Annotated in this window: 22 protein-coding genes; 13 read left to right on the forward strand and 9 right to left on the reverse strand. The window is 56.3% G+C overall.

The features are described from left to right. Positions 1–10: 10 nt before the first annotated feature. From lpoB to UTM25_RS10150, 6 genes are all read left to right on the forward strand, one after another. On the forward strand, positions 11–658 hold the full coding sequence (gene lpoB / locus UTM25_RS10125) for a penicillin-binding protein activator LpoB (protein ID WP_023311160.1): 648 nt from the start codon (positions 11–13) through the stop codon (positions 656–658). Then, on the forward strand, positions 639–1463 hold the full coding sequence (thiK, locus tag UTM25_RS10130) for a thiamine kinase (RefSeq protein WP_194401116.1): 825 nt from the start codon (positions 639–641) through the stop codon (positions 1461–1463). The genes lpoB and thiK overlap by 20 nt, the downstream gene beginning before the upstream one ends. Positions 1464–1474: 11 nt before the next feature. After that, positions 1475–2500, forward strand: coding sequence for a beta-N-acetylhexosaminidase (nagZ, locus tag UTM25_RS10135; protein WP_023311162.1), 1026 nt, complete (start codon positions 1475–1477; stop codon positions 2498–2500). 34 nt (positions 2501–2534) lie between these two features. Then, positions 2535–3077, forward strand: a complete 543-nt coding sequence (ycfP, locus tag UTM25_RS10140) for an alpha/beta hydrolase YcfP (protein WP_008500781.1) — start codon at positions 2535–2537, stop codon at positions 3075–3077. Positions 3078–3314: 237 nt separating this feature from the next. Continuing rightward, the gene (locus UTM25_RS10145; protein ID WP_023335290.1) at positions 3315–4619 is read left to right on the forward strand and encodes an NAD(P)/FAD-dependent oxidoreductase; all 1305 of its coding nucleotides are present in this window, start codon (positions 3315–3317) and stop codon (positions 4617–4619) included. 193 nt (positions 4620–4812) lie between these two features. Next, positions 4813–5352, forward strand: coding sequence for a glycine zipper 2TM domain-containing protein (locus UTM25_RS10150; protein WP_008500779.1), 540 nt, complete (start codon positions 4813–4815; stop codon positions 5350–5352). 59 nt (positions 5353–5411) lie between these two features. On the opposite strand, the gene comR is transcribed toward UTM25_RS10150, so the two are convergent. After that, positions 5412–6047 (reverse strand): TetR family copper-responsive transcriptional repressor ComR, encoded by a 636-nt coding sequence (comR, locus tag UTM25_RS10155; protein WP_028015740.1) that lies wholly within the window; start codon positions 6045–6047, stop codon positions 5412–5414. A 244-nt stretch (positions 6048–6291) separates the two neighbouring features. Between comR and bhsA the strand changes: the two genes are divergently transcribed. Continuing rightward, entirely contained in the window at positions 6292–6549 is a 258-nt protein-coding gene (gene bhsA / locus UTM25_RS10160; protein ID WP_032639138.1) for a multiple stress resistance protein BhsA, read from the forward strand. 74 nt (positions 6550–6623) lie between these two features. Here bhsA and ldtC read toward each other — a convergent pair whose 3' ends face one another. From ldtC to UTM25_RS10175, 3 genes are all read right to left on the reverse strand, one after another. After that, complete coding sequence (ldtC, locus tag UTM25_RS10165; protein ID WP_194401115.1) at positions 6624–7589, reverse strand: L,D-transpeptidase LdtC; 966 nt, start codon at positions 7587–7589, stop codon at positions 6624–6626. Between the two features lie 149 nt (positions 7590–7738). After that, positions 7739–11185: a transcription-repair coupling factor gene (mfd, locus tag UTM25_RS10170; RefSeq protein ID WP_194401114.1), complete on the reverse strand. Its 3447-nt coding sequence runs from the start codon at positions 11183–11185 to the stop codon at positions 7739–7741. Between the two features lie 149 nt (positions 11186–11334). Beyond that, on the reverse strand, positions 11335–12408 hold the full coding sequence (locus UTM25_RS10175) for an acyltransferase family protein (RefSeq protein ID WP_194401113.1): 1074 nt from the start codon (positions 12406–12408) through the stop codon (positions 11335–11337). A gap of 257 nt (positions 12409–12665) precedes the next feature. Between UTM25_RS10175 and lolC the strand changes: the two genes are divergently transcribed. Genes lolC through cobB form a run of 5 tightly spaced genes read left to right on the forward strand, consistent with a single transcriptional unit; the run spans position 12666 to position 17604 of the window. Further along, entirely contained in the window at positions 12666–13865 is a 1200-nt protein-coding gene (lolC, locus tag UTM25_RS10180; protein ID WP_032668182.1) for a lipoprotein-releasing ABC transporter permease subunit LolC, read from the forward strand. After that, positions 13858–14559, forward strand: coding sequence for a lipoprotein-releasing ABC transporter ATP-binding protein LolD (gene lolD, locus UTM25_RS10185; RefSeq protein ID WP_109844458.1), 702 nt, complete (start codon positions 13858–13860; stop codon positions 14557–14559). Before lolC ends, lolD begins: the two co-directional genes overlap by 8 nt. Next, the gene (gene lolE, locus UTM25_RS10190) at positions 14559–15803 is read left to right on the forward strand and encodes a lipoprotein-releasing ABC transporter permease subunit LolE (RefSeq protein ID WP_168979209.1); all 1245 of its coding nucleotides are present in this window, start codon (positions 14559–14561) and stop codon (positions 15801–15803) included. Before lolD ends, lolE begins: the two co-directional genes overlap by 1 nt. A 53-nt stretch (positions 15804–15856) precedes the next feature. Continuing rightward, complete coding sequence (nagK, locus tag UTM25_RS10195; RefSeq protein WP_194401112.1) at positions 15857–16768, forward strand: N-acetylglucosamine kinase; 912 nt, start codon at positions 15857–15859, stop codon at positions 16766–16768. A 14-nt stretch (positions 16769–16782) separates the two neighbouring features. Next, positions 16783–17604 (forward strand): Sir2 family NAD+-dependent deacetylase, encoded by an 822-nt coding sequence (gene cobB / locus UTM25_RS10200; protein WP_194401111.1) that lies wholly within the window; start codon positions 16783–16785, stop codon positions 17602–17604. Positions 17605–17649: 45 nt separating this feature from the next. On the opposite strand, the gene UTM25_RS10205 is transcribed toward cobB, so the two are convergent. Continuing rightward, entirely contained in the window at positions 17650–19581 is a 1932-nt protein-coding gene (locus UTM25_RS10205; RefSeq protein WP_194401110.1) for a methyl-accepting chemotaxis protein, read from the reverse strand. Between the two features lie 236 nt (positions 19582–19817). On the opposite strand from UTM25_RS10205, the gene UTM25_RS10210 reads away from it, so the two are divergent. Further along, positions 19818–21047: an EAL and HDOD domain-containing protein gene (locus UTM25_RS10210; protein WP_126794603.1), complete on the forward strand. Its 1230-nt coding sequence runs from the start codon at positions 19818–19820 to the stop codon at positions 21045–21047. A 46-nt stretch (positions 21048–21093) separates the two neighbouring features. On the opposite strand, the gene potD is transcribed toward UTM25_RS10210, so the two are convergent. From potD to potA, 4 genes are read right to left on the reverse strand one after another with little or no spacing between them, the layout of a single operon-like run. Beyond that, positions 21094–22128: a spermidine/putrescine ABC transporter substrate-binding protein PotD gene (gene potD / locus UTM25_RS10215; RefSeq protein ID WP_194401109.1), complete on the reverse strand. Its 1035-nt coding sequence runs from the start codon at positions 22126–22128 to the stop codon at positions 21094–21096. Beyond that, positions 22125–22916: a spermidine/putrescine ABC transporter permease PotC gene (gene potC / locus UTM25_RS10220; RefSeq protein WP_033145228.1), complete on the reverse strand. Its 792-nt coding sequence runs from the start codon at positions 22914–22916 to the stop codon at positions 22125–22127. The genes potD and potC overlap by 4 nt, the downstream gene beginning before the upstream one ends. Next, positions 22913–23770, reverse strand: coding sequence for a spermidine/putrescine ABC transporter permease PotB (potB, locus tag UTM25_RS10225; protein WP_194401108.1), 858 nt, complete (start codon positions 23768–23770; stop codon positions 22913–22915). Before potB ends, potC begins: the two co-directional genes overlap by 4 nt. Then, a complete protein-coding gene (gene potA / locus UTM25_RS10230; RefSeq protein WP_174259824.1) occupies positions 23754–24902 on the reverse strand; it encodes a spermidine/putrescine ABC transporter ATP-binding protein PotA in 1149 nt (382 codons plus the stop codon). Before potA ends, potB begins: the two co-directional genes overlap by 17 nt. Between the last annotated feature and the right edge of the window lie 190 nt (positions 24903–25092).

Genomic DNA, 25092 nt, shown 5'->3' on the forward strand with positions numbered 1-25092 from the left:
GGGGTGAACCTTGATTAAAAATTTGAGCCGCTATGCGCTCGTGACAGCTTTCGCTCTGTTTCTCGCAGGGTGTGTGACCCGAACTGAACAGCCTGCGCCTGTGGAAGAGGCTAAACCGGGTACTGAACAGCCGACGCCGCCAACGCAGCAGCAGCCAACCGTGCCGTCTGTACCGTCTATTCCGGCGCAGCCAGGCCCGATTGAACATCCGGACCAGACGTCACAGCCCACGCCGCGCGTGCGCCATTACGACTGGAACGGGGCAATGCAGCCGATGGTAGGCAAAATGCTGCAGGCGCAGGGCGTGACGGCAGGCAGCGTATTGCTGGTCGACAGCGTGAACAACCGTACCAACGGTTCGCTGAACGCGGGTGAAGCCACGGAAACCCTGCGTAATGCTCTGGCTAATAACGGCAAGTTTACGCTGGTCTCGGCTCAGCAGCTCGCGGTCGCCAAACAGCAGCTGGGCCTGTCGCCGCAGGATAGCCTCGGTACCCGCAGCAAGGCGATCGGTATTGCCCGTAACGTTGGCGCACAGTATGTGCTGTACTCTAACGCCACCGGTAACGTGAATACCCCAGCCCTGCAGATGCAGCTGATGCTGGTTCAGACAGGCGAAATTATCTGGTCAGGTAAAGGTGCGGTTACGCAACAATGACAGCACGCGTGAAGAGATTCTGACGCGCTATTTTCCTCAGTACCGCCTTATCGCGCCGCAGGCCCATTCCGGACTTGGCGGCGCGAGTTGCATTATAAAGCAGGGCGAACGACGTCTGGTCTTGCGGCAAAATCACGACCCCGACGCGCCTGCCCCTCATTTTCGTCGTCAGTTTCGTGCCCTGAGACGTCTTCCGGCGGATCTCGTACCTGCCCCTCGTTTTTTCAGACAGGGCTGGATGGCCGTGGACTATCTGGAAGGTGAAGTTAAAAGCGCGCTGCCGGACACGCCGGCGCTTGCGGCAATGCTGTATCATCTGCACCGGCAGCCACGTCTGGGATGGCGAATTACGTTATTCCCGCTGCTGGAACATTACTGGCAGCAAGCCCTTCCTGACAGGCGTACTCCAGTGTGGCTGGCACATCTTAAACGGCTGCGTAAAACGGGCGAGCCGCAGCCGATGCGGCTCGCGCCGTTGCATATGGATGTTCATGCCGGGAATATTGTTCATACGCCAGCGGGCATCAGGCTTATCGACTGGGAATATGCGGGAGATGGCGATGTGGCGCTGGAGCTGGCGGCCGTCTGGACGGAGAGTGAAGCCGCGAGGCAAATGCTCATCAGGGACTACGCCCGGGTAGCGCATATTGACCCCGACGCGCTGAGGCGTCAGGTCAGACGCTGGCGACCCTGGGTCGTCATGTTAATGGCTGGCTGGTTTGAAATGCGCTATCGGCAGTCCAGAGACGAACAATTTATTGCGCTGGCAGACGATGCCTGGCGTCAGTTACAAACTAAAGGATAAGAGAGGTGGATGTGGGTCCAGTCATGTTGGATGTAGAAGGGTTTGAGCTGGATGCGGAGGAGCGTGAAATTCTGGCGCATCCGCTGGTGGGTGGCCTGATCCTGTTTACCCGCAACTATCACGATCCGGCGCAGCTGCGTGAGCTGGTGCGTCAGATCCGCGCCGCGTCGCGTAACCATCTGGTGGTGGCAGTCGATCAGGAAGGCGGGCGCGTGCAGCGTTTTCGCGACGGTTTTACCCGTCTCCCGGCAGCCCAGTCATTTGCCGCGCTGCTCGGCACGGAAGAGGGTGGAAAACTGGCACAGGAGGCCGGCTGGCTGATGGCCAGCGAAATGATTGCCATGGATATCGACATCAGCTTTGCCCCGGTGCTGGATGTAGGGCATATCAGCGCAGCCATTGGCGAGCGCTCATACCATGAAGACCCGCGTATTGCGCTGGCAATGGCAACCCGGTTCATCGACGGCATGCACGACGCAGGCATGAAAACCACCGGGAAACACTTCCCGGGGCACGGGGCGGTGACGGCGGATTCTCACAAAGAGACGCCGCGCGATCCGCGTCCGGAAGCGGAGATTCGCGCCAAAGATATGTCGGTTTTCCAGTCGCTTATCACAGATAACAAGCTGGATGCCATTATGCCCGCGCACGTGATTTACAGCGACGTCGACCCGCGTCCTGCCAGCGGTTCTCCGCACTGGCTGAAAACCGTCCTGCGTCAGGAGCTGGGTTTCAACGGCGTGATTTTCTCTGACGATTTGTCGATGGAAGGGGCCGCGATCATGGGCAGCTACGCTGAGCGCGGTCAGGCATCGCTGGATGCGGGTTGCGATATGATCCTGGTCTGCAATAATCGTAAAGGTGCCGTTAGCGTGCTGGATAACCTGTCGCCGATCAATGCGGAACGTGTTACACAATTGTATCATAAAGGTTCATTTAGCCGTCAGGAGCTGATGGATTCGGCGCGCTGGAAGACGGTCAACGCCCGGCTTGAAGACCTGAATGAGCGCTGGCAGGCACATAAAGCCAGCCTGTAAACCCTCCCGGAAGGCGTAGCGTGGTGAGAAGACGATGATCATCTATTTACACGGTTTTGACTCAAACAGTCCTGGTAATCATGAGAAGGTGCTGCAGCTGCAGTTTATCGATCCGGATGTACGGTTGATCAGCTACAGCACGCGCCATCCGAAGCATGATATGCAGCATCTACTCAAAGAGGTGGACAAGATGTTGCAGCTCAACGTCGACGATCGCCCGTTGATTTGCGGCGTGGGGCTGGGCGGCTACTGGGCGGAGCGGATTGGCTTCCTGTGCGACATTCGCCAGGTGGTGTTCAATCCTAATCTGTTTCCGAACGAGAACATGGAAGGCAAAATTGATCGCCCGGAAGAGTATGTCGATATTGCGACCAAGTGCGTCAGCAATTTTCGTGAGAAAAACCGCGACCGCTGCCTGGTGATCCTTTCGCGTAATGATGAAGCGCTCAACAGCCATCGCGCAGCAGAGCTCCTGCATCATTACTATGAGATCGTCTGGGACGAAGAACAGACCCACAAGTTCAAAAACATCTCTCCGCATCTGCAGCGTATCAAAGCGTTTAAAACGCTGGGTTAATCAATTACCCGATGCATCAAAGCCCGGCCGCGAAAGCGTGCCGGGCTTTCTTTTTGTCCAGAATTGTCTACTTTTAAGCCATCAAAACTTGATGCATATCAATTTTGGTATGACCAATGCGCCTGACGTGGTATTCTCAATGCACCTGAATGGTTTCAGTGCTGTAACCTGTTGTTAATTAAGGGTTATTTTTATAACTTTTAATTAACAATTGGTTAATAATTTGAGGGGGTCACGTTGACTACGCCATTGAAAAAGATAGTGATTGTAGGCGGTGGTGCTGGCGGGCTGGAGCTGGCTACACAGCTGGGCAAGAAGCTGGGTCGCGGTAAAAAAGCCAAAATTACGCTGGTGGATCGTAACCACAGCCACCTGTGGAAACCGCTGCTGCACGAAGTGGCGACCGGGTCTCTGGATGAGGGCGTGGACGCGCTCAGCTATCTGGCGCACGCGCGCAACCATCATTTCCAGTTCCAGCTGGGCTCGGTGGTGGACATCAACCGTGAAAGCAAAACCATCACCCTGGCAGAGCTGCGCGATGAAAAAGGGGAGCTGCTGGTTCCCGAGCGTAAACTGGCGTATGACACGCTGGTCATGGCGCTGGGCAGTACCTCCAACGATTTCAACACGCCGGGCGTGAAAGAGCACTGTATCTTCCTCGATAACCCGCACCAGGCGCGTCGTTTCCATCAGGAAATGCTGAACCTGTTCCTGAAGTACACCAGCAATATGGGTGCGAACGGTAAGGTGAATATCGCCATTGTCGGCGGCGGCGCGACGGGCGTTGAGCTGTCTGCGGAGCTGCACAATGCGGTGAAACAGCTGCACAGCTACGGTTATAAAGGGTTAACGAACGAAGCGCTGAACGTCACGCTGGTTGAAGCCGGTGAACGCATTCTGCCTGCTCTGCCTCCGCGTATTTCCGGTGCGGCGCACAATGAACTTACCAAACTGGGCGTGCGGGTGCTGACGCAGACTATGGTGACCAGCGCCGACGAAGGCGGCCTGCACACCAAAGACGGCGAGTATATCAAAGCGGATCTGATGGTCTGGGCGGCAGGTATCAAAGCGCCTGACTTTATGAAAGAGATCGGCGGTCTGGAAACCAACCGCATTAACCAGCTGGTAACTGAGCCAACGCTGCAAACCACGCGCGATCCTGAAATCTTTGCCATCGGTGACTGTGCCTCCTGTGCGCGTCCTGAAGGTGGATTCGTGCCGCCGCGCGCGCAGGCCGCTCACCAGATGGCAAGCCTGGTGCTGCACAACATTCTGGCGCAGTACAAAGGCAAGCCAATGAAAGCCTATGTCTACAAAGACCACGGTTCACTGGTGTCGCTGTCAAACTTCTCTACCGTCGGCAGCCTGATGGGCAACCTGATGCGCGGCTCAATGATGGTAGAGGGGCGCATTGCCCGCTTCGTGTATATCTCCCTGTACCGCATGCACCAGATTGCGCTGCACGGCTACTTCAAAACCGGGCTGATGATGCTGGTGGGCAGAATCAACCGCGTGATCCGTCCGCGTCTGAAGTTGCACTAATCTTTCACTCCCTCCGGGCCCTCCGGAGGGAGTTTTTAGCATTTCATGCTGTAGATCACAGTTTGACTGCTTAAGAGTTCTCCTAAATACAATATATCTCCTCTCAACGCCCCTTTTTTGATCCTTTATCTTATTGGCGAAGCCGTGCCTCCATTGCAAAATTGTTACCAATAGCAACAAAGGAGGAAGTCCCGTGAATAAATCAATGTTGGCGGGTATAGGGATTGGCGTCGCGGCTGCGTTAGGTGTGGCTGCCGTTGCCAGTCTCAACGTATTAGATCGCGGCCCGCAGTATGCACAGGTGGTTTCTGCTACACCGATTAAAGAAACCGTGAAAACCCCTCGTCAGGAGTGCCGAAACGTCTCCGTGACGCACCGTCGTCCGGTACAGGATGAAAACCGCATTGCCGGTTCTGTTCTGGGTGCGGTTGCGGGTGGCGTGATTGGTCACCAGTTTGGCGGCGGCCGGGGTAAAGACGTAGCGACCGTGGTCGGCGCGCTGGGTGGCGGCTATGCCGGTAACCAGGTGCAGGGCGCGATGCAGGATAATGATACCTACACCACGACTCAGCAACGCTGCAAGACCGTCTATGACAAGTCGGAAAAAATGCTGGGTTATGACGTGACGTACAAAATTGGCGATCAGCAGGGCAAAATCCGCATGGATAAAGACCCGGGTACGCAAATTCCACTGGATGGAAACGGCCAGCTGGTTCTGAATAACAAAGTGTAAAAAAGATGTTCTCTGAATTTAGCTCCTCATGCGCTCAGGCTGAGGAGCTTTTTTTTGCTTCAGATTTTCAGTAGCTCAGGCCACAGCCGCAGCGTGGTTTCGCTAATATTCTGAAGCTTTTCCAGCGTGGCCCCTTCACGGGCGCTGATCGACATCCCCTGCAAAATACAGCTCAGGTATTGTGCCAGCAGCTGAGGGTTGCATTGCGCGGGGATTTCACCGCGCTGCTGGCGCTGAGCCAGAAAGGCGCTGAGCGTCTCCTCCTGCATCGCATGCCGCGATTTCACCGTATTGGCAATCTCTTTGGAGGACGCCGCAAGGGTGGCAGAAGTGTTAATCATAAAGCAGCCCGCAGGCGTGTCTTTACTGGTGAAGCAGGTCGCAACGGCGGTGAAATAGTCGCGAAGCGCCTGTTCGACGCTTTTCTCTTCACAGAACAGCTGGGCTTCGTGTTTCGCCGCAAAGCGCGAAATGTACCTGTCCAGCACCGCCCTGAACAGCCCCTCTTTATTGGTAAATTCGGCATACAGCGTCGGCGCTTTGGCTCCGGTAGCTTCTACCAGATCGGAAAGCGAGGTTGCTTCATACCCATGTTGCCAGAAGAGAGTCATGGCCTTATCAAGCGCTGCATCCCTGTCAAACACTTTTGGTCGGCCACGGCTTTTCTTCGCACAACTCGTGACATCGGTTGTCATTTGCCGTTGGTCCTCTGTTGGTTTGGTGAATGACCATTATAAAAATAAACGCAACCCGCCACCAGTACTGAATGCTTAAAAATAAATTAATCATATATGTATGAAAAATAACAATTTTAAAATTAAGTTAACGATCGTTATAAAATTATGTTGACGCGTGACCTGGATCACATTTATGATTTACCTATCGATCGTTAACTAAATGATTAACGACCTCCAAATTCATCTGCTAAAGGTAAACATCATGAAAAATGTAAAAACTCTCATCGCTGCCGCTGTTCTGAGTTCACTCTCTTTCGCAAGCTTTGCTGCTGTACAGGTGCAATCCACCCCTGCTGACCAGCATAAAGTCGGGACAATCTCTGCCTCTGCCGGTACTAACCTGAGTTCCCTGGAAGATCAGCTGGCGCAAAAAGCGCAAGAGATGGGTGCAAAATCTTACCGCATCACCTCGGTGACCGGTCCTAACACCCTGCACGGCACTGCGGTCATCTACAAATAAGCCGGGCATAAACCCTCATTTATGCCACTGCAATAAAAAACGCCCTGCTCAGCAGGGCGTTTTTTATTTCTGATTTACATCGACTGCTGGACGACATCGTTATGCCGGGTGACATCGGTCGGCATGCCTGACCGGGCTTCCATCGCGCGCTCCATCACCACGCTGTTGGTATTCGCATTCGTTTTGAAGCTTACCATCGCGGCATTCAGGTTAATGGGCAGCGTCTGCGGATCGTCGCCAATGTTTTTCGATAACGGCTGGTGAATCTCAACCAGCCGCACGCCGCCCGGCTCTTCTGAAACTTTAATCGGCGTATTGATAATATTCACTTTGGTTCCCGGCGTAACGACGTTAAACAGCGTTTTGATATCGTCATCGCGCAGACGAATACAGCCGGAGCTGACGCGCATGCCGATGCCAAAGTCCGCATTCGTTCCGTGCAGCAGGTAGACGCCGCCGTATGCCGCGAGGCGTATTGCGTGGTGTCCCATCGGGTTATCCGGACCAGCCGGCACCACGGCAGGAAGATCGATCCCCTGGGCCTTATAGCGGGCACGAATGTTGGCCGTCGGGGTCCAGGTTGGATTCGCGCGTTTATCCGAGACGGTGGTGACCATCGTCGGCGTCAGCGTGTCGCCGCCCAGCTGACCAATACCGATAGGGTAGACGGTGACTTCATTTTTACCCGGCGGGTAATAGTACAGGCGCAGCTCGGCGAGGTTTATCACCATCCCCTCGCGCGGGGCATCCGGCAGGATAGTCTGTAACGGGATGGTCAGTACGCTGCCCGCGCGCGGGACATACGGGTCGACGCCGGGGTTCGCCTGCAGCAGGGCCAGAAAACCGACGTTATATTTTTTGGCAATCGCTTCCAGTGAACCACCATTATTTTCAACCACATGAAAGCGGTTTTCGCCCACGACATTGCTGCCGGGAGGGGGAAGGGGCCAGGTGTTTGCACGAGCGGGAAGCGCAACCGCGACGGTGGCTGCCAGCGCCAACAGGGTCATCCAGCGAGTAAAACGCGAAGAGATCATCATCACCATAATCCATTTAAATGATAAGGTTATTGTTTTATAAGGCGTTAAATATAATTATGGCGAATGGGTGTGTCGGGAAGATCGGGTGAAGTGCAAAGAGTTTGTAAATTGTCCCCCCCGTAGCGCTGGGCTAACAGGGGGAAGGGAGGTCAGGCGATCGCGTTCTCTTCCAGCTGACGCATGAAGTTACGCACCCATTCCATACGGGTTTTGCGCTCCGTCAGCTCCTGGGTAAACTTCAGACGGGTTGGACCATCCAGACGGAAATGCTGCGGCTGTTTTTGCAGCAGGCCGATCAGCCACATCGGGTTGACGTGATTCTTCTCGGCGAATTCAATCACGCCGCCTTTTTCATTGCCTTCGAGCTTGCGGATCCCCAGCTTTTGCGCCTGCTGGCGCAGCCTCGCGATATCCAGCAAATTTCTCGCCGGATCGGGCAACAGACCAAAGCGGTCAATCAGCTCCACCTTGATCTCTTCCAGCTCGTTCTCCTTCTTCGCGCTGGCGATGCGCTTGTAGAACGACAGTCGGGTATTCACGTCCGGAATAAAATCGTCCGGCAGCAGGGAAGGCATACGCAGCTCAACCTCGGTCTGCTGGCTGGTGAGATCTTCCAGCGACGGCTCGCGTCCGGCCTTCAGGGCATCAACCGCGTTTTCCAGCAGCTCCATATAGAGCGAGAAGCCGATGGTCTCCATGGAGCCGCTCTGGTCTTCACCCAGCAGTTCGCCGGCACCGCGGATTTCGAGATCGTGTGTTGCCAGCGCAAAGCCTGCCCCGAGGTCTTCCAGCGAGGCGATGGCTTCCAGACGCTTTTGCGCGTCGGTGGTCATCGCTTTCGGATGCGGCGTCAGCAGCCAGGCGTAGGCCTGATGGTGCGAACGCCCGACGCGGCCGCGCAGCTGGTGAAGCTGCGCCAGGCCAAAGTGATCCGCACGCTCAATGATGATGGTGTTCGCCGTCGGAATGTCGATCCCGGTCTCAATGATGGTAGTACACACCAGCACGTTAAAGCGCTGGTGGTGGAAGTCGTTCATTACCCGCTCCAGCTCGCGTTCGCGCATCTGCCCGTGACCGATAGCTATGCGCGCTTCCGGCACCAGCTCCGCTAGCCTGTCCGCCGCTTTCTGGATGTTTTCCACGTCATTGTAGAGGTAGTAGACCTGCCCCCCACGAAGCACTTCACGCAAAATGGCCTCACGCACCACCAGATTATCGTACTCGCGGACAAAGGTTTTCACCGCCAGACGGCGCGCCGGCGGCGTGGCGATAATCGACAGATCGCGCATGCCGCTCATCGCCATGTTCAGGGTTCGCGGGATTGGCGTTGCGGTCAGGGTGAGGATATCGACGTCGGCGCGCATCGCTTTAATGCGTTCTTTATGACGCACCCCGAAGCGGTGCTCTTCGTCGACGATCAGCAGCCCCAGATCTTTCCACTTCACGTCGCTTTGCAGCAGCTTGTGGGTGCCGATCAGAATATCGATTTTACCTTCGCTTGCCTGTTCGAGGATCTGCGTCTGTTCTTTGGTGCTGCGAAAACGCGAGAGCATCTCGATACGTACCGGCCAGTTGGCGAAACGGTCGCGGAAGTTGTCGAAGTGCTGCTGTGCGAGCAGGGTGGTCGGCACCAGCACAGCTACCTGCTTGTTGTTTTCGACCGCAAGGAAGGCGGCGCGCATCGCCACTTCGGTTTTTCCGAAGCCGACGTCGCCACAGACTAAGCGGTCCATTGCCAGCGGCTGGCACATGTCGCTCAGCACGGCGTTGATGGCCTGGGCCTGATCCGGCGTGGTTTCAAACGGGAAGCTGTCGCAGAACAGCTGATATTGTTCTTTATCATGCTTAAAGGCGAAGCCCTGTTTGGCCGCGCGCTGGGCGTAGATATCCAGCAGCTCGGCCGCCACGTCGCGTACTTTTTCCGCCGCCTTCTGGCGCGCGCGCGTCCAGGCGTCGCCGCCCAGCTTGTGCAGCGGCGCGTTCTCTTCGGCGCCCCCCGCGTAGCGGCTGATCAGATGCAGGGAGGAGACCGGGACATACAGTTTGGCGTCGTTGGCGTAGGTCAGCATCAGGTATTCACCTTTGATGCCGCCCGCTTCCAGCGTGGTCATCCCCTGATAGCGCCCAACGCCGTGCTCCAGGTGAACAATCGGCTGGCCGGGATGCAGCTCGGCCAGGTTACGGATCAGCGTGTCCGGGTTGATGGTCCGACGGCTGTCCTGACGGCGGCGCGCGACGCGCTCGCCCAGCAGGTCGCTTTCGCAAATCAGCGCCAGGTTGTTGAGCGTGTCGATGAACCCGTGCTCGGCGGCGCCAATCATCAGATAACGACCGTTTCCGGCCGCTTCGCTCAGGCGCAGGATGCGCTTCGGCGCCACCTTAATGCGTCCCAGCAGCTCACCTAACGCTTCACGGCGGCCTTCACTCTCAACGGAGAACACCACCGGGCCGGTGAAGGACTCCAGGAACTTGCGCAGATTATCCAGCGGGGACTTCTGCTGCGCCTGAACGGCCAGGTCCGGCAGCGTCCGGAAGGCGAGGTTGGTATTGGCGGCCTTATCGGCAAGCGAATCGGTTTTCAGCTGCATGCGCGGCCAGCGCTTCAGCTCGGCGTTGAGCTCGTCGGTGCGCAGCCACAGCGCTTCCGGGGGCAGCAGCGGACGCATCGGATCAACGCCACGGTTTTCAAAGCGGGCGCGGGTTTCGCTCTCAAAGCGGCTGGCGCTGGCGTCGATATCCCCGGTGTTGACAATCAGCGTATTCGCCGGGAAGTAGCTGAACAGGGCAGGCAGCGGCTCGTTGAAGAACAGCGGCTGCCAGTATTCGATCCCGGCGGGAAGCGTGCCTTTACTGACCTGCTGATAAATATGTTCCGCGTCGCGCTTCACCTCGAACTTATCGCGCCACTGGCTGCGGAACAGTTCAATAGCGGTTTTGTCCGTGGGGAACTCATGCGCGGGCAGTAAATTGATGGACTCCACCTCTTCCAGCGTGCGCTGCGTGTCGGCGTCGAATACGCGCAGGCTGTCGATTTCATCATCAAAGAAATCCAGACGATAGGGCTGGTCGCTGCCCATCGGGTAGAGATCGAGCAGCGCGCCGCGGGTCGCGTATTCCCCGTGCTCCATCACCTGGTCGACGTGGCGATAGCCGGCACCGTCAAGCTGCGCGCGCAGGGCATCACGGGACAGGCGCTGGCCTTTTTTCATCACCAGCGCGTGGCCGTGCAGATAGCTGTGCGGACAGACGCGCTGCATCAGGGTGTTCACCGGCACAATCAGCACGCCGCGCTGCATGGTCGGCAGCTGATAGAGCGTCGACAGGCGCGAGGAGATGATCTCCTGATGCGGAGAGAAGCTGTCATACGGCAGCGTCTCCCAGTCGGCCAGGCTGAACACCAGGCTATCGGTGAACTGGCGAATTTCATCGTGCAGGCGCAGGGCGTTTTGCATATCCGGGGCAACCAGAATCACCGGGCCTGGATGACGCTCGGCGATTTCCGCCACCAGCGTGGCGCACGCCGCGCCCGTGAGTTCACCCAGCTGGCGCTGGTCGCCCGCTTTGACAGGCAAGGAATAACGATAGTGTTCAGGCATGGCTATGTCAGAGTCTCTTATGGATATACCAACAGTATTGGGGCATATCACTGATACGCAATGTCTTTATTATCCTCGATCGTTTTACATAAGCAAATCGTAACCGCACGGCAGGGCTAAACGCCCCCAAAACGGGGGCGGAGAGGGCATTAACGCGTTGAAGGTGACAGGGGCAGCGTAGACGGAGGAGAGAAGAAAACGTCCCCAAAAAGCGCGGTGGAGATTTTACGCACTCCGAGCCCGGCAAGGGTACAGATAAGCAGGCTGGCAAACGGGTAGACCAGCACCAGGGTGAGCTCTGCCCAGACCGGCCACGAGGCGGCATTCATTTCGCCAATCAGGAACAGGCTAAAGGCCTCAATCAGGATGCGGTGGGTGGTATAAATCGCAATGGTATTTGAGCCAATCACGTTCAGCAGATTGTTCGGGTTAACGGCGTAGCGCTGCTCAAGGCTGTAGAACAGCTTCATGATCAGCACAATCGACAGCAATGAGAGCAGCAGCGGAACGTTAGCAAACCACAGCACCACGGAGACGGCGGCGAAAGCGCCGGTTGCCAGCCAGCTGCGGCGCAGGTTGACGCTTTTCATCCACGCCATCAGCTCTGCGCCATACCACGCCCCGAGGCTGTAGTAGATCATGTTACGTACCACGCTGTTCATTCCCCACCACGGCAGCGGCAGGAAGTTAATCGCGATGCTTGCCAGCGCCAGCAGCCCCAGTACCGGCAGCTTCCAGCGGCTTAGCAGCTTACATAGCGTGAAGTAGACCACCAGAGCATACAGATACCATAGACTGGTGCTGGCGGTGACCATCCCCAGCACAAATCCTGAGAACGAGTCGGCGTAGGCCGCGTTCGACGAGGCGGCGAGCTCGCGCTCGGGTGCCAGCCAGGCGTTCAGGTGGGTCAACGCCTGCCATTGCAGAACGCCCCACAGCGCCAGGACCCAGACAATGCTCCAGATCCGTTTATCGAGACTGGTTCGCCAGTCCACTTCGTCAATATAACGACGGATCAGATAGCCGGAGATAAAGAAGAAGACCGGCATACGAAACGGTGCGAGATAGAGGTTAAAATAGACCCAGCATTTTGCGAGAAGGCCGGAGAGCGGGTGTTGTAGCCCGATCAGATGCGGATAAAACGTGATAACCGAATGGTAGATAACCACCAGGCAGATACACAGCCCTTTTATCTGGTTAATCCATAATGCTTTTTGCTTCATTGTTCGCCACTACCTTAATTGCCATAAACGAACGAGCAATTGTTGTAAAACGAAGCCGGGATGTAATGGGTAACAGTCTGTATCCGGCGGTTTTTCGGAAAAGGTGGAGGTTGCGAGGTGAGTATTCAGACAATAGCACCCTGATTTTTCTGAATTTTTCGGAAGAATGATTACCAAAGCTTACTGTTTCAGTCATTTACGCTTAACGGATTCGCTTATATACTCGTGGGTCTGCTATCAGCAAACAGACGGATTTCATGTATCAACCTGTCGCACTCTTCATAGGCTTACGTTACATGCGTGGGCGCGCCGCGGACCGCTTCGGTCGCTTTGTCTCCTGGCTTTCGACTATTGGCATTACGCTTGGCGTGATGGCACTGGTGACGGTGCTTTCCGTCATGAATGGCTTCGAACGCGAGCTGCAAAACAATATCCTGGGGCTGATGCCGCAGGCCGTTCTTTCATCATCCAACGGTTCGGTTAACCCGCAACAGCTGCCGGAAAGCGCGGCGAAGTTACAGGGCGTCACGCGCGTAGCGCCGTTGACGACCGGCGACGTGGTGCTGCAAAGCGCCCGCAGCGTGGCGGTCGGCGTGATGCTGGGTATTGACCCGGCGCAAAACGATCCGCTGACGCCGTATCTGGTTAACGTGAAGCAGACCGATCTGGAAGCCGGGAAATACAACGTGATTCTGGGTGAACAGCTTGCCGGCCAGCTTGGCGTCAACCGTGGCGACCAGCTGCGCGTGATGGTGCCTTCTGCCAGCCAGTTTACACCGATGGGGCGCCTGCCAAGCCAGCGCCTGTTTAACGTGATTGGTACCTTTGCCGCCAACAGCGAAGTCGATGGTTACCAGATGCTGGTTAACATTCAGGACGCTTCACGCCTGATGCGCTACCCGGCAGGGAACATCACCGGCTGGCGCCTGTGGCTCGATGCGCCGCTGAAGGTCGATACCCTCAGCCAGCAAAAACTGCCGGACGGCACCAAATGGCAGGACTGGCGCGAGCGTAAAGGCGAACTGTTCCAGGCCGTGCGGATGGAAAAAAACATGATGGGGCTGCTGCTGAGCCTGATCGTGGCCGTGGCCGCATTTAACATCATTACCTCGCTGGGCCTGATGGTGATGGAGAAGCAGGGCGAAGTCGCCATTCTGCAAACCCAGGGGCTCACGCCGCGCCAGATCATGGCGGTGTTTATGGTGCAGGGGGCCAGCGCAGGCATCATCGGCGCGCTGCTCGGCGCCGTGCTGGGGGCCTTGCTTGCCAGCCAGCTTAACAACTTAATGCCGATCATCGGTGCCCTGCTCGACGGCGCGGCGCTGCCGGTGGCTATCGAGCCGCTGCAGGTGGTCGGTATTGCGCTGGCCGCGATGGCCATTGCGCTGCTTTCTACGCTTTATCCTTCCTGGCGCGCTGCCGCCACTCAACCCGCTGAGGCTTTACGTTATGAATAAGATCCTGTTGCAATGCGACAACCTGTCCAAACGCTATCAGGAAGGCACTGTGCAAACCGACGTGCTGCACAATGTGAGCTTCAGCGTGGGCGAAGGCGAGATGATGGCGATTGTTGGCAGCTCCGGCTCGGGCAAAAGTACGCTGCTGCATCTGCTGGGCGGGCTGGATACGCCAACCGAGGGCGACGTGATTTTCTCCGGCCAGCCGATGAGCAAAATGTCCTCCGCGGCGAAGGCCGAGCTGCGCAACCGCGAGCTGGGCTTTATCTACCAGTTCCACCACCTGCTGCCGGATTTCACGGCGCTGGAAAACGTCGCGATGCCGCTGCTGATTGGTAAAAAGAAACCGTCAGAAATTAACGCTCGCGCCAGCGACATGCTGAAAGCGGTAGGCCTGGGCCATCGCGGTAACCATCGTCCCTCTGAGCTTTCCGGCGGCGAGCGCCAGCGCGTGGCGATTGCCCGCGCGCTGGTCAACAACCCGCGTCTGGTGCTGGCGGATGAGCCTACCGGTAACCTGGATGCCCGCAATGCGGACAGTATATTCCAGCTTCTGGGCGAGCTGAACGCCTCACAGGGCACCGCGTTTCTGGTCGTAACCCACGATCTGCAGCTGGCAAAACGCATGGGGCGTCAGCTTGAGATGCGCGACGGCCATCTGAACGCGGAACTGACCCTGATGGGAGCAGAGTAATGGCGTCACCGTTATCCTTACTCATCGGTTTACGTTTTAGCCGCGGCCGCCGTCGCGGCGGCATGGTGTCGCTGATTTCCGTCATCTCGACCATCGGCATTGCGCTCGGTGTGGCGGTGCTGATTGTGGGCTTGAGCGCCATGAACGGCTTTGAGCGCGAGCTGAATAACCGCATTCTGGCAGTGGTGCCGCACGGGGAGATCGAGCCGGTTAACCAGCCATGGACTAACTGGAGCGATGCGCTCACCAAAGTCGAAAAAGTGCCGGGCATTGCCGCGGCCGCGCCCTACATTAACTTTACCGGGCTGGTGGAGAGCGGGGTCAACCTGCGCGCCATACAGGTGAAAGGGGTTAACCCTGCCCAGGAAGCGCGTCTCAGCGCGCTGCCAAACTATGTGCAGAACGGCGCGTGGGCCAACTTTAAGGCCGGCGAGCAGCAGATCATCATGGGTAAAGGCGTGGCCGATGCCCTGAAGGTGAAGCAGGGCGACTGGGTGTCCATCATGATCCCGAACGCCAGCGCCGACCACAAATTGCAGCAGCCTAAGCGCGTGCGCCTGCACGTCACCGGTATTCTTCAGCTGAGCGGTCAGCTCGATCACAGCTTTGCGATGGTGCCGATGGAAGATGCGCGCCAGTATCTCGATATGGGCGACAGCGTGACGGGCATTGCCATCAAGGTGAACGACGTCTTTAACGCCAACAAGCTGGTCCGCGACGCGGGCAGCGTGACCAATAACTATGTCTACATCAAGAGCTGGATCGGCACTTACGGGTATATGTACCGTGATATTCAGATGATCCGCGCCATCATGTATCTGGCGATGGTGCTGGTGATTGGTGTGGCGTGCTTTAATATCGTCTCCACGCTGGTGATGGCGGTCAAGGATAAGAGTGGCGACATCGCCGTGCTGCGTACGCTGGGAGCGAAAGACGGTCTTATTCGCGCCATCTTCGTCTGGTACGGTTTGCTGGCGGGTCTGTTCGGCAGCCTGTGCGGCGTAGTGATTGGCGTGGTGGTTTCCCTGCAGCTGACGCCGATTATCAACGGGATCGAAAAGCTTATTGGTCACCAGTTCCTGTCAGGTGATATCTACTTTATTGACTTCCTGCCGTCTGAACTGCACTGGCTGGACGTTTTTTATGTGCTGGTTACAGCACTTTTACTGAGTCTGCTGGCAAGCTGGTATCCGGCGCGTCGCGCAAGCCGAATTGATCCGGCGAGGGTATTAAGTGGCCAGTAATTACGTCATGATCTAGCGGCTTTCGGGCCGCCAGGTTAAAAGAGGAATGCGTTATGTATTACGGATTTGATATTGGCGGCACCAAGATTGCGCTCGGCGTGTTTGATAAAGACCTCAAACTACAGTGGGAAACCCGCGTTCCCACGCCGCGCGAAAGCTACGACGAATTTTTAACCGCGATTGCCGCGCTGGTGGCGCAGGCCGATGAACGCTTTGGCGTCAAAGGCAGCGTCGGCATCGGCATTCCGGGTATGCCCGAAACCGACGACGGCACGCTGTATGCCGCCAACGTGCCTGCCGCCAGCGGTAAACCGCTCCGCGCCGATCTCTCTGCCCTTCTTGAACGCGACGTGCGTTTAGACAATGATGCTAACTGCTTTGCGCTCTCCGAAGCCTGGGACGATGAGTTCCGTCAGTATCCGCTGGTGATGGGGCTGATCCTCGGGACCGGCGTCGGCGGGGGGATTGTGATCAACGGGAAGCCAATCACCGGGCGAAGCTACATCACCGGCGAATTTGGTCATATCCGTCTCCCGGTGGATGCCCTGGAAGTCGTGGGGCGCGATTTCCCGCTGACCCGCTGCGGCTGCGGCCAGCACGGCTGTATTGAGAACTACCTCTCCGGTCGCGGGTTTGCATGGCTTTACGAACACTTCTATCATCAGAAACTTGAGGCCCCTCAAATCATTACCCTGTGGGAGCAAGGGGATGCGCAGGCGTGCGAGCACGTAGAGCGTTATCTGGATCTGTTGGCGGTATGTCTGGGAAATATTCTCACCATCGTCGACCCGGATCTGCTGGTGATCGGGGGAGGGCTGTCAAACTTTACCGCGATTACGGAACGGTTGTCCGGGCGTTTGCCCCGACATTTATTGCCGGTTGCCCGCGTGCCGCGTATTGAACGCGCGCGACACGGGGACGCAGGAGGCATGCGCGGAGCCGCATTCCTTCATCTCACCGAATAGTTTACGAGGTTTCTATGCTGTCGCGTCGCCAGGGTCGACTCAGCCGTTTTCGCAAAAACAAACGCCGCTTGCGTGAGCGCTTGCGCCAGCGGATCTTTTTCAGAGACAGAATGATGCCAGAAGCGATGGATAAACCCAGAGTGGTGGTACTGACCGGAGCGGGGATCTCCGCCGAGTCAGGAATTCGAACCTTCCGCGCGGCGGACGGGCTGTGGGAAGAGCACCGCGTGGAGGATGTGGCCACGCCGGAAGGCTTTGCCCGCGATCCGGATCTCGTCCAGGCGTTTTACAACGCCCGCCGCCGTCAGCTTCAGCAGCCTGAAGTCGCGCCGAATGCGGCGCATCTGGCGCTGGCGAAGCTGGAAGAGGCGCTGGGCGATCGTTTTCTGCTGGTGACGCAGAATATCGACAACCTGCACGAACGGGCCGGTAACAAGAACATCATCCACATGCACGGCGAGCTGCTCAAGGTTCGCTGCGCCTGGAGCGGTCAGGTGCTGGACTGGCAAGAGGACGTGCTGCCTGAGGATAAGTGCCACTGCTGCCAGTTCCCGTCGCGCCTGCGTCCGCACGTGGTCTGGTTCGGTGAAATGCCGCTGGGAATGGATGATATCTACAGCGCGCTGGCGATGGCCGACGTGTTTATCGCCATCGGCACATCCGGTCATGTTTATCCGGCGGCGGGGTTTGTCCACGAAGCGCGACTGCACGGCGCGCATACGGTAGAACTCAATCTTGAGCCAAGCCAGGTGGGCAGCGAGTTTGAAGAGAAACACTACGGTCTGGCAAGCGCGGTCGTCCCGGAGTTTGTCGACAAGCTGCTGAAAGGGCTATAACGGCAATCGCGTGAAAAGGCACCCGTCCAGCGGATGCCTTTTTATTTATGAATGGAAGAACGCCAGCGTCTTCTCGAGCGATTTAGCCTGCTCATCCAGCGAGAGCGCCGCCGCAGAGATCTGCTGAACCAGAGAGGCGTTCTGCTGGGTCGTGCTGTCCATCTGGTTAACGGCGGTGCTGACCTGGCTAATCCCGCGATTTTGCTCGTCCAGCGCCTGAACGATATCGTTGATGACCAGATGCACATGCGATACCGCTTCAATCACCTGTTTCATCATCACCCCGGTTTCATTGACCAGTTCAACGCCTTTGCTCACGCGCCCTGAGGACTCGGCAATCAGCTGAGAGATCTCTTTTGCCGCGTTGGCGCTTCGCTGGGCAAGATTGCGCACTTCCCCTGCGACGACCGCGAAGCCGCGCCCCTGTTCGCCTGCCCGTGCCGCTTCAACGGCAGCATTTAGCGCCAGGATATTGGTCTGGAAGGCGATGCCATCGACAATGCTGTTAATCTCGCCGATCTTACGCGCGCTTTCATCAATTTCCCCAATCACCATAACCACGTCGTTCACCAGCGTTTCGCCATGCCCGGCGAGGCTCGCGGCGCGATCGGTCAGCGTGGTCGCCTTGTGGGCGTTGTCGGCGTTATTCTTCACCGTGACCGAAATTTCTTCCATGCTGGCTGCCGTTTCAACAATCGCAGCCGCCTGTTCCTCGGTTCGCGAGGCGAGGTCAAGGTTGCCCGCCGAAATTTCGCTGGTGCCGCCGTGCACGGAGTGGCTGGCTTCGCTGATATTGTCGACGATGCGCTTGAGCTGCATCTGCATGGTGTGCAGGGCATAAAAAATGCTGTGAGTATCTCCGGAACGCACCGGGATGGTGTTGTTCAGATCTCCCCGGGCAACGGCCAGGGCGATCCCGGCGGCCTCCGAAGGTTCGCCCCCAACCGGACGGTCAACTTTACGGGTGAAGATCTGTGCCATGACCAGGCTAACCGCCACGATGCTTAACACCATCATGATGATGGCTTTCAGTAAAAATGCGCGCGCTTCGGCCATCACTTCGCTGACCGGCGTGATAATGGCGAGTTTCCACGGGGTCTGGCTATTACCGACGGCGATGTCCTGCCAGGTGATGAACACGTCCTCCTTCAGCAGCGGATCGTTTACTCGGGTGACGTCATGACCGGCAATCTGACCGGCGTAAGGCTTGCCTGCCGCGCGTTTGTCCGGGCTGGACACCACGTTATTAGCTGCGGAGAGGAGCAGGGCGTAGCCTGTGCCGTTCCACGGTTTAATCGCGCCGATCGTCGATTGCAGCGTGGCGAGGGAGAAGTCAGAGGTGACCGAACCCAGAAACTGACCGTCGCGCATGATGGGGGCGGCAATCGAGGTAAGCATCACGTCCACGCCGTTGTAGGGATAGATATAGGGTTCGATGATCACATCTTTATGGCGTTGTTTCGGCTGCAGATAATAATCGCCGCTGCCGGGCGTTTCGATGTCCGTCAGCAGGTGTAATGCCGGTTTGCCGGTGGCGTCCCGGTCAACGTAGCGGGCGTAGCGCCCGGCAGGATCTTCACCGCTTTGACCGGCCCAGACGGCATCTTTATCGTCGAACGCGTTAGGCTCAAAGGCCATCGACATGGAGAGAAACTGTGGGTGAGCCGAAAGGTAGTGGATGAGCAGCTGGTTCAGGCTCTGGCGATCGGATACGCCAGCCTCGCGCAGCGCCAGGGCGCTGTTGCCCATGTCCCGGGCGGCAGTCAGGGCAGAATCCAGCTGTTTGCTGACCTGCAACGCTTGCACCTCGGCAATCTGGCGGATATGTTTTTTGGCCAGAACCTCCTGCTGCGCCATCCACTGCCACATCATAAACCCGATCGTTGCCGTAAAGCCCACCGTTACGGTGAGGAAAATGGACAATAGCATCAACGTCTTGACTCTTATTTTTTTTCTTCGGACCATGGCGTCTTTCATTCTCATCTCCCGTAATATCGTGCATGTCGGGCAGGCACATATTCCTTATCGGATATTTTCTCCTCTTTCTGTAGAGCGCCAGGGATATTTAATTTAAATTTTGATTTGTAAATCCAGTTAATTAGTGTGGATGCTTTTATTTTGTGCATTCAATCAAAATAGTGCTCGATAAAGCTCGTTATCGTCGTGTAGAAAGAGGATGCTAATAAATATAAAGTTGTAGAGGAGGATGGGATATGTACGGATTTATTGCGCGACAACCCATTTTTAACCCTGAGATGAAGACGGTGGCCTACGAGCTGCTGTTCAGAGATGGGATGACAAACCGTTTTCCGGATGTGTCGGCGGAATATGCCACCTCCAGGATGATCTCAGATCAGTTTTTATGCGTGCCGTCCCAGCGCATTGCCGGAGCACATACGTCGTTTATTAATTTCCCGTCGCGAATGGTCATAGACCGCAGTGGAGAAGCGCTGGATAAAGAGAGCGTGGTCATTGAGATCCTGGAAGATGCTGTGCCGGGAGCGGAGCTGTTGCAGGCCGTCAGGGAGATGAACGCGCATGGTTATCAGTTTGCGCTTGATGATTTCACGCTTGCGCCAGAATGGGATGTTTTTTTACCCTATATTTCAATACTGAAATTTGACGTCAGAAATTATACCTTAGCGCAAATTAAACAGTATCTGAAAGAGCGTAAACATTTAACCGGGCATATTAAATATCTCGCTGAAAAAATTGAGACTAAAGAGGAATTCAGCCAATACCGGGAAGAGGGATTCTCGCTGTTTCAGGGCTATTTTTTCTGCCGTCCGGAGGTCATTAAATATAAACGGCTATCGCAAAATCAGCTGGCAATTTTTCGGCTGCAAATGGAGGTTGGGCGCAATAAGCCTGATTTTCGGATCGTCGAGTCGTTGATTAAAACCGATCTCACGCTGTCCTATAAGATTATGCGCTACATGAAGCACACCGCATTTAAACATATCGGTGCCTGTAATTTCAGCAAGTTAACCCTGAGCGAAGTCCTCAGATACCTCGGGGAAAACCAGCTGAGACGGTTTGTTGCGGTCGTGGTCCTCGCCAGTGCGGGCAATGACACCGTCAGCGAGCTTTACCCGCTGAGCATGATGCGCGGCAAGTTCTGCGAACTGATCGCAGAGACGATGAACGAACCGACGCTGGCTGAAAATGCCTTCATGTGCGGCCTGTTTTCTCTGCTCGATACTCTCCTTGAGCTGCCGATGGCCGAGTTGATGAAGCAAATTGCGGTCCCGCAGAGCGTGAGCAATGCGCTGTGCCATCAGGAGGGACGTTTAGCCGATATGGTGAGCCTGTGCCGTTACTATGAACAGCAGCAGTGGGACGAGGCGACCCGGGTTCGTCAGGCGCTGGGTCTGACGGATGAGGATGTGGTTGAGGCGATGAGAAAGGCGACAATCTGGGCAGGGGAGAATGCGGTCAGTTAATCTTCCTCACGCCGTACGGGCGGCGTGAGGAAGAACGCGATACCGTTTATCGGCCCGCTTTTAATTTCTGGTAATACTCTTCGTAGAGGCGGCTGGCGTCACCAACATCGTTCTGCCATTCACCTTTGCTGATGGTTTCGGCATCCGGATAGAGCGATTTATCGTTAGCCACTTCAGGCTTCAGAAGCTTGCGTGCGGCGAGGTTTGGCGTCGGGTAGCCAATCGTCTCGGCAACCTGTTTCGCTACGTCCGGGCGCAGCAGGAAGTTAATCAGCTTGTGCGCCCCTTCAACATTTTTCGCGTTGGCGGGGATCGCAAGGCTGTCCATCCAGAAGATCCCGCCTTCTTTCGGCCAGACCACCTCAAGCGGCGTACCGGCCTGGCGGGCGACATACGCGGAGCCGTTCCACACCATCCCCAGGTTCACTTCGCCTTCCATATACGGATTTGCCGGGTTATCAGAGTTGAACGCCGCCACGTTAGGCATCAGCTTTTTCAGCTCGTTATACGCCGCTTCAATCTCTTTCGGATCCGTCGTGTTGCCCGAGTAGCCCAGCTTGCGCAGCGCGACCTGGAACACTTCACGCGCGTCGTCGGTTAACAGCAGGCTACCCTTGTACTCTGGTTTCCAGAGATCGGCCCAGCTTGTCACCGTTTTTGGATCGACGGCCTCGCTGTTCACGCCGATCGCGGTTGCCCCCCAGATATACGGAATGGAGTAGTCGTTATTCGGGTCGAACGGCTTGTTGAGCATCTCAGGATCGAGGTTTGCAAAATTGGTTAGCTTCGTTTTGTCGATCTTCTGGATCATGCCCTCTTTGCGCATTTTGTCGACAAAGTAGGTGGAAGGCACGACCAGATCGTACGCGCCGTCTTTGTAGGTTTTCAGCTTGGCGTACATGGTTTCATTCGACTCGTAGGTCGAGTAGATAACCTTGATGCCCGTTTCCTTTGTGAACTGTTCCAGCAGGCCCGGCGGCACGTATTCGGTCCAGTTGTAGAAGTAGAGCGTTTTGCTGTCATCAGCGTGCGCGGCACCCATGCCAAGCACCAGCGCCGCAGCGGCGAGCATTTTTTTCATTTCATTGTCCCCTGAGATTTTGTTTTATCACGAGCAATAACCTGGCTGGCAATCACCAGAACCAGCGAAAACACCAGCAGAATGGTCGCCAGCGCGTTCACCTCCGGTGAGACGCCGACTTTCACCATTGAATAGATCTTCAACGGCAGAATTTCATAGCTCGGACCGGTGACGAAGGAGGACACGACCACGTCATCCATCGACAGGGTGAAGCTAAGTAGCCATCCGGCCGCCACGGCGGGCATCGCCAGCGGCAGGATGATTTTGCGCAGGATGGTCATCTCGCTGGCGCCCAAATCTTTCGCCGCCTCCAGCATGCGCACGTCGAATCCTTTCAGGCGCGCGAAAACGGTCACCACCACAAACGGCAGGCAGAAGGTGATGTGCGAGAACAGCAGCGACCAGAAGCCAAGCTGTACGCCCAGCAGCATAAACAGCACCAGCAGCGAAATGGCCATCACGATGTCCGGCGACATCATCACCACAAACAGCATGCCGCTGACGAACGGTTTGCCACGAAAGCGATAGCGGTACAGCGCCACGGCGGTGAGCGAGCCAATCAGCGTGGCGAAGGTGGCGGAGAAAATCGCCATCGTCAGCGAGTGCTGCGCGGCCTGCAGGAGGCTGTCGTTGTTCATCAGCAGGCTGTACCAGCTGGTGGTAAAGCCCTGCCAGTTAATCCCGAAGCGTGAGCTGTTAAACGAGTTCACGATCAAAATAACGATCGGGATATAGAGATAGGCATAAATGGCGGTCATAAAACCGCCGCGAAGCAGTCGACCGATCATTCGAGTTCCACCTTTTTATTCAGCAAGCGTGAGGCGCGCCAGTAGACCAGCAGCATCAGGCCCATGATCACCGTCAGCGTAATGCTCGTCGCGGATCCGAACGGCCAGTCGCGAATGTTGAGGAACTGGCTCTTGATCACGTTACCGATCAGCAGGTTTTTCGCGCCGCCCATCAGATCCGACACGTAGAACAAACCCATCGCCGGGAGCATTACCAGCAGACAGCCCGCGATAATGCCGGGCATGGTCAGCGGGATAATAATGCGGATGAAGGTCTGCAGCTTATTAGCGCCCAGATCTTTTGCCGCCTCCAGCAGCGGTTTATCCAGCTTCTCGATGCTGGAGTAGAGCGGCATCACCATAAACGGCAGCAGGATATAGACCAGGCCGACAATCACCGCGCTCGGGGTAAACATGATGCGGATAGGCGCATCAATCACTCCCAGCCACAGCAGAAATTCATTGAGATAGCCTTTAGTGCTAAGGAAGATCTTCAGCCCGTAGATGCGGATTAACGAGTTGGTCCAGAAGGGAACAATCAGTAAAAACAGCAGCAGGGGCCGCACCTTTTGCGGCAGGCCCGCGAGGAACCATGCGAAGGGATACCCCAGCACCAGACAGGCAAGGGTGGCAATCAGCGCCATATTGAGCGAGTGCAGCAGCACGTCAAAATAGAGCGGATCGAGCAGGCGCGCGTAGTTGTCCAGCGTAAAGACCAGCGAAACGAAGCTAGCGTCGTCGCGGGTCAGAAAGCTGGTGGCAACGATCATCAGGTTGGGCAAAAAGACAAACAGCACAAGCCAACCGACGATCGTGGCAATCACCACATTCTGGAATTTACTTGTGTTCTTCATCAGCCAGCACAACCTCCCAGCTTTCAACCCAGTTGATAACCATTTTCTGGTCGAGAGAGTGGTCGAAGTCAGGGTCGTCTTCGTTAAAGAATTCGCTGACCATTACCATTTTGCCGTTCTCCAGCTCGACAACGGACTCCAGCGTCATCCCTTTGTAGTTGCGCTCGCGGATATAGCCGATTAACCCTTCGGCCTCGGTATTGCCGTGAATTTCATCGACGCGCAGATCTTCCGGGCGCAGCAGAACGTTGAGCTTTTGTCCCTTTTCGACGGGGAAATTGACCGTGATATTGCACTCGCGTCCTTCAACGCTGGCGCGCACGCGCTGGTCGTCCAGACGCTCAATCACCGTGGCGTCGAAGATATTGATCTCGCCAATGAAGCTGGCGACAAACAGATTCTTCGGCTCTTCGTAGATTTCGCGCGGCGTGCCGTCCTGCTCGATTTTGCCGTCGCGCATCACCACGATGCGGTCGGACATGGTCAGGGCTTCTTCCTGATCGTGGGTGACAAACACAAAGGTAATGCCGAGCTTGCGCTGCAGGGCTTTGAGCTCGTTCTGCATCTGCTTGCGCAGCTTGTAATCCAGCGCCGAGAGGGATTCATCCAGCAGGAGCAGGCGCGGCTTGTTGACCACGGCGCGGGCGATGGCCACGCGCTGCTGCTGGCCGCCGGAAAGCTGATGGGGTTTACGCTGGGCAAACGTCTCAAGCTGCACCATGCGCAGGGCGTCGGTGACGCGCGGTTCAATCTCGTTCGCCGGAGTTTTTTGCATCCGCAGGCCAAACGCCACGTTTTCAAACACGGTCATGTGCGGGAACAGGGCATAGCTCTGAAAGACGGTATTGACGTGGCGATCTTCGGCAGGAACCCGGGTGATGTCCTGGTTTTCAAGATGGATGTGGCCGTTATCGACGCTTTCCAGCCCGGCGATAAGGCGCAGTACGGTTGTTTTGCCGCAGCCCGAGGGGCCAAGCAGCGTCAGAAACTCACCGTCATTGATGGTCAGAGTGAGGTCGGAAATAACGTCTTTACCATCAAAACTTTTACGAATTCGTTCAAGTTGCACCAGCGGTGAACGTGAACGGGATTGTGTATTCAATTTTTGCGCTGTCCCATATAGACGCCTCAGGCAGCAGACTGAAGCGGGGTTTGTGTGTAACCACCTTGGTGACTCGTAATGAGGGCGGACATTCTACGGCAATCCCCTGCGATCGCCAATCCTTGTCACTGATTCATAAGCTACATTTATTAACGCATAACGATATAAACGGAAAATATTCTCGTTTGCGGGATAAAAGTGACCTGACGCAATATTTGCG

Source organism: Enterobacter sp. 61D5, assembly GCF_034107965.1.
Taxonomy (GTDB): domain Bacteria; phylum Pseudomonadota; class Gammaproteobacteria; order Enterobacterales; family Enterobacteriaceae; genus Enterobacter; species Enterobacter cloacae_M.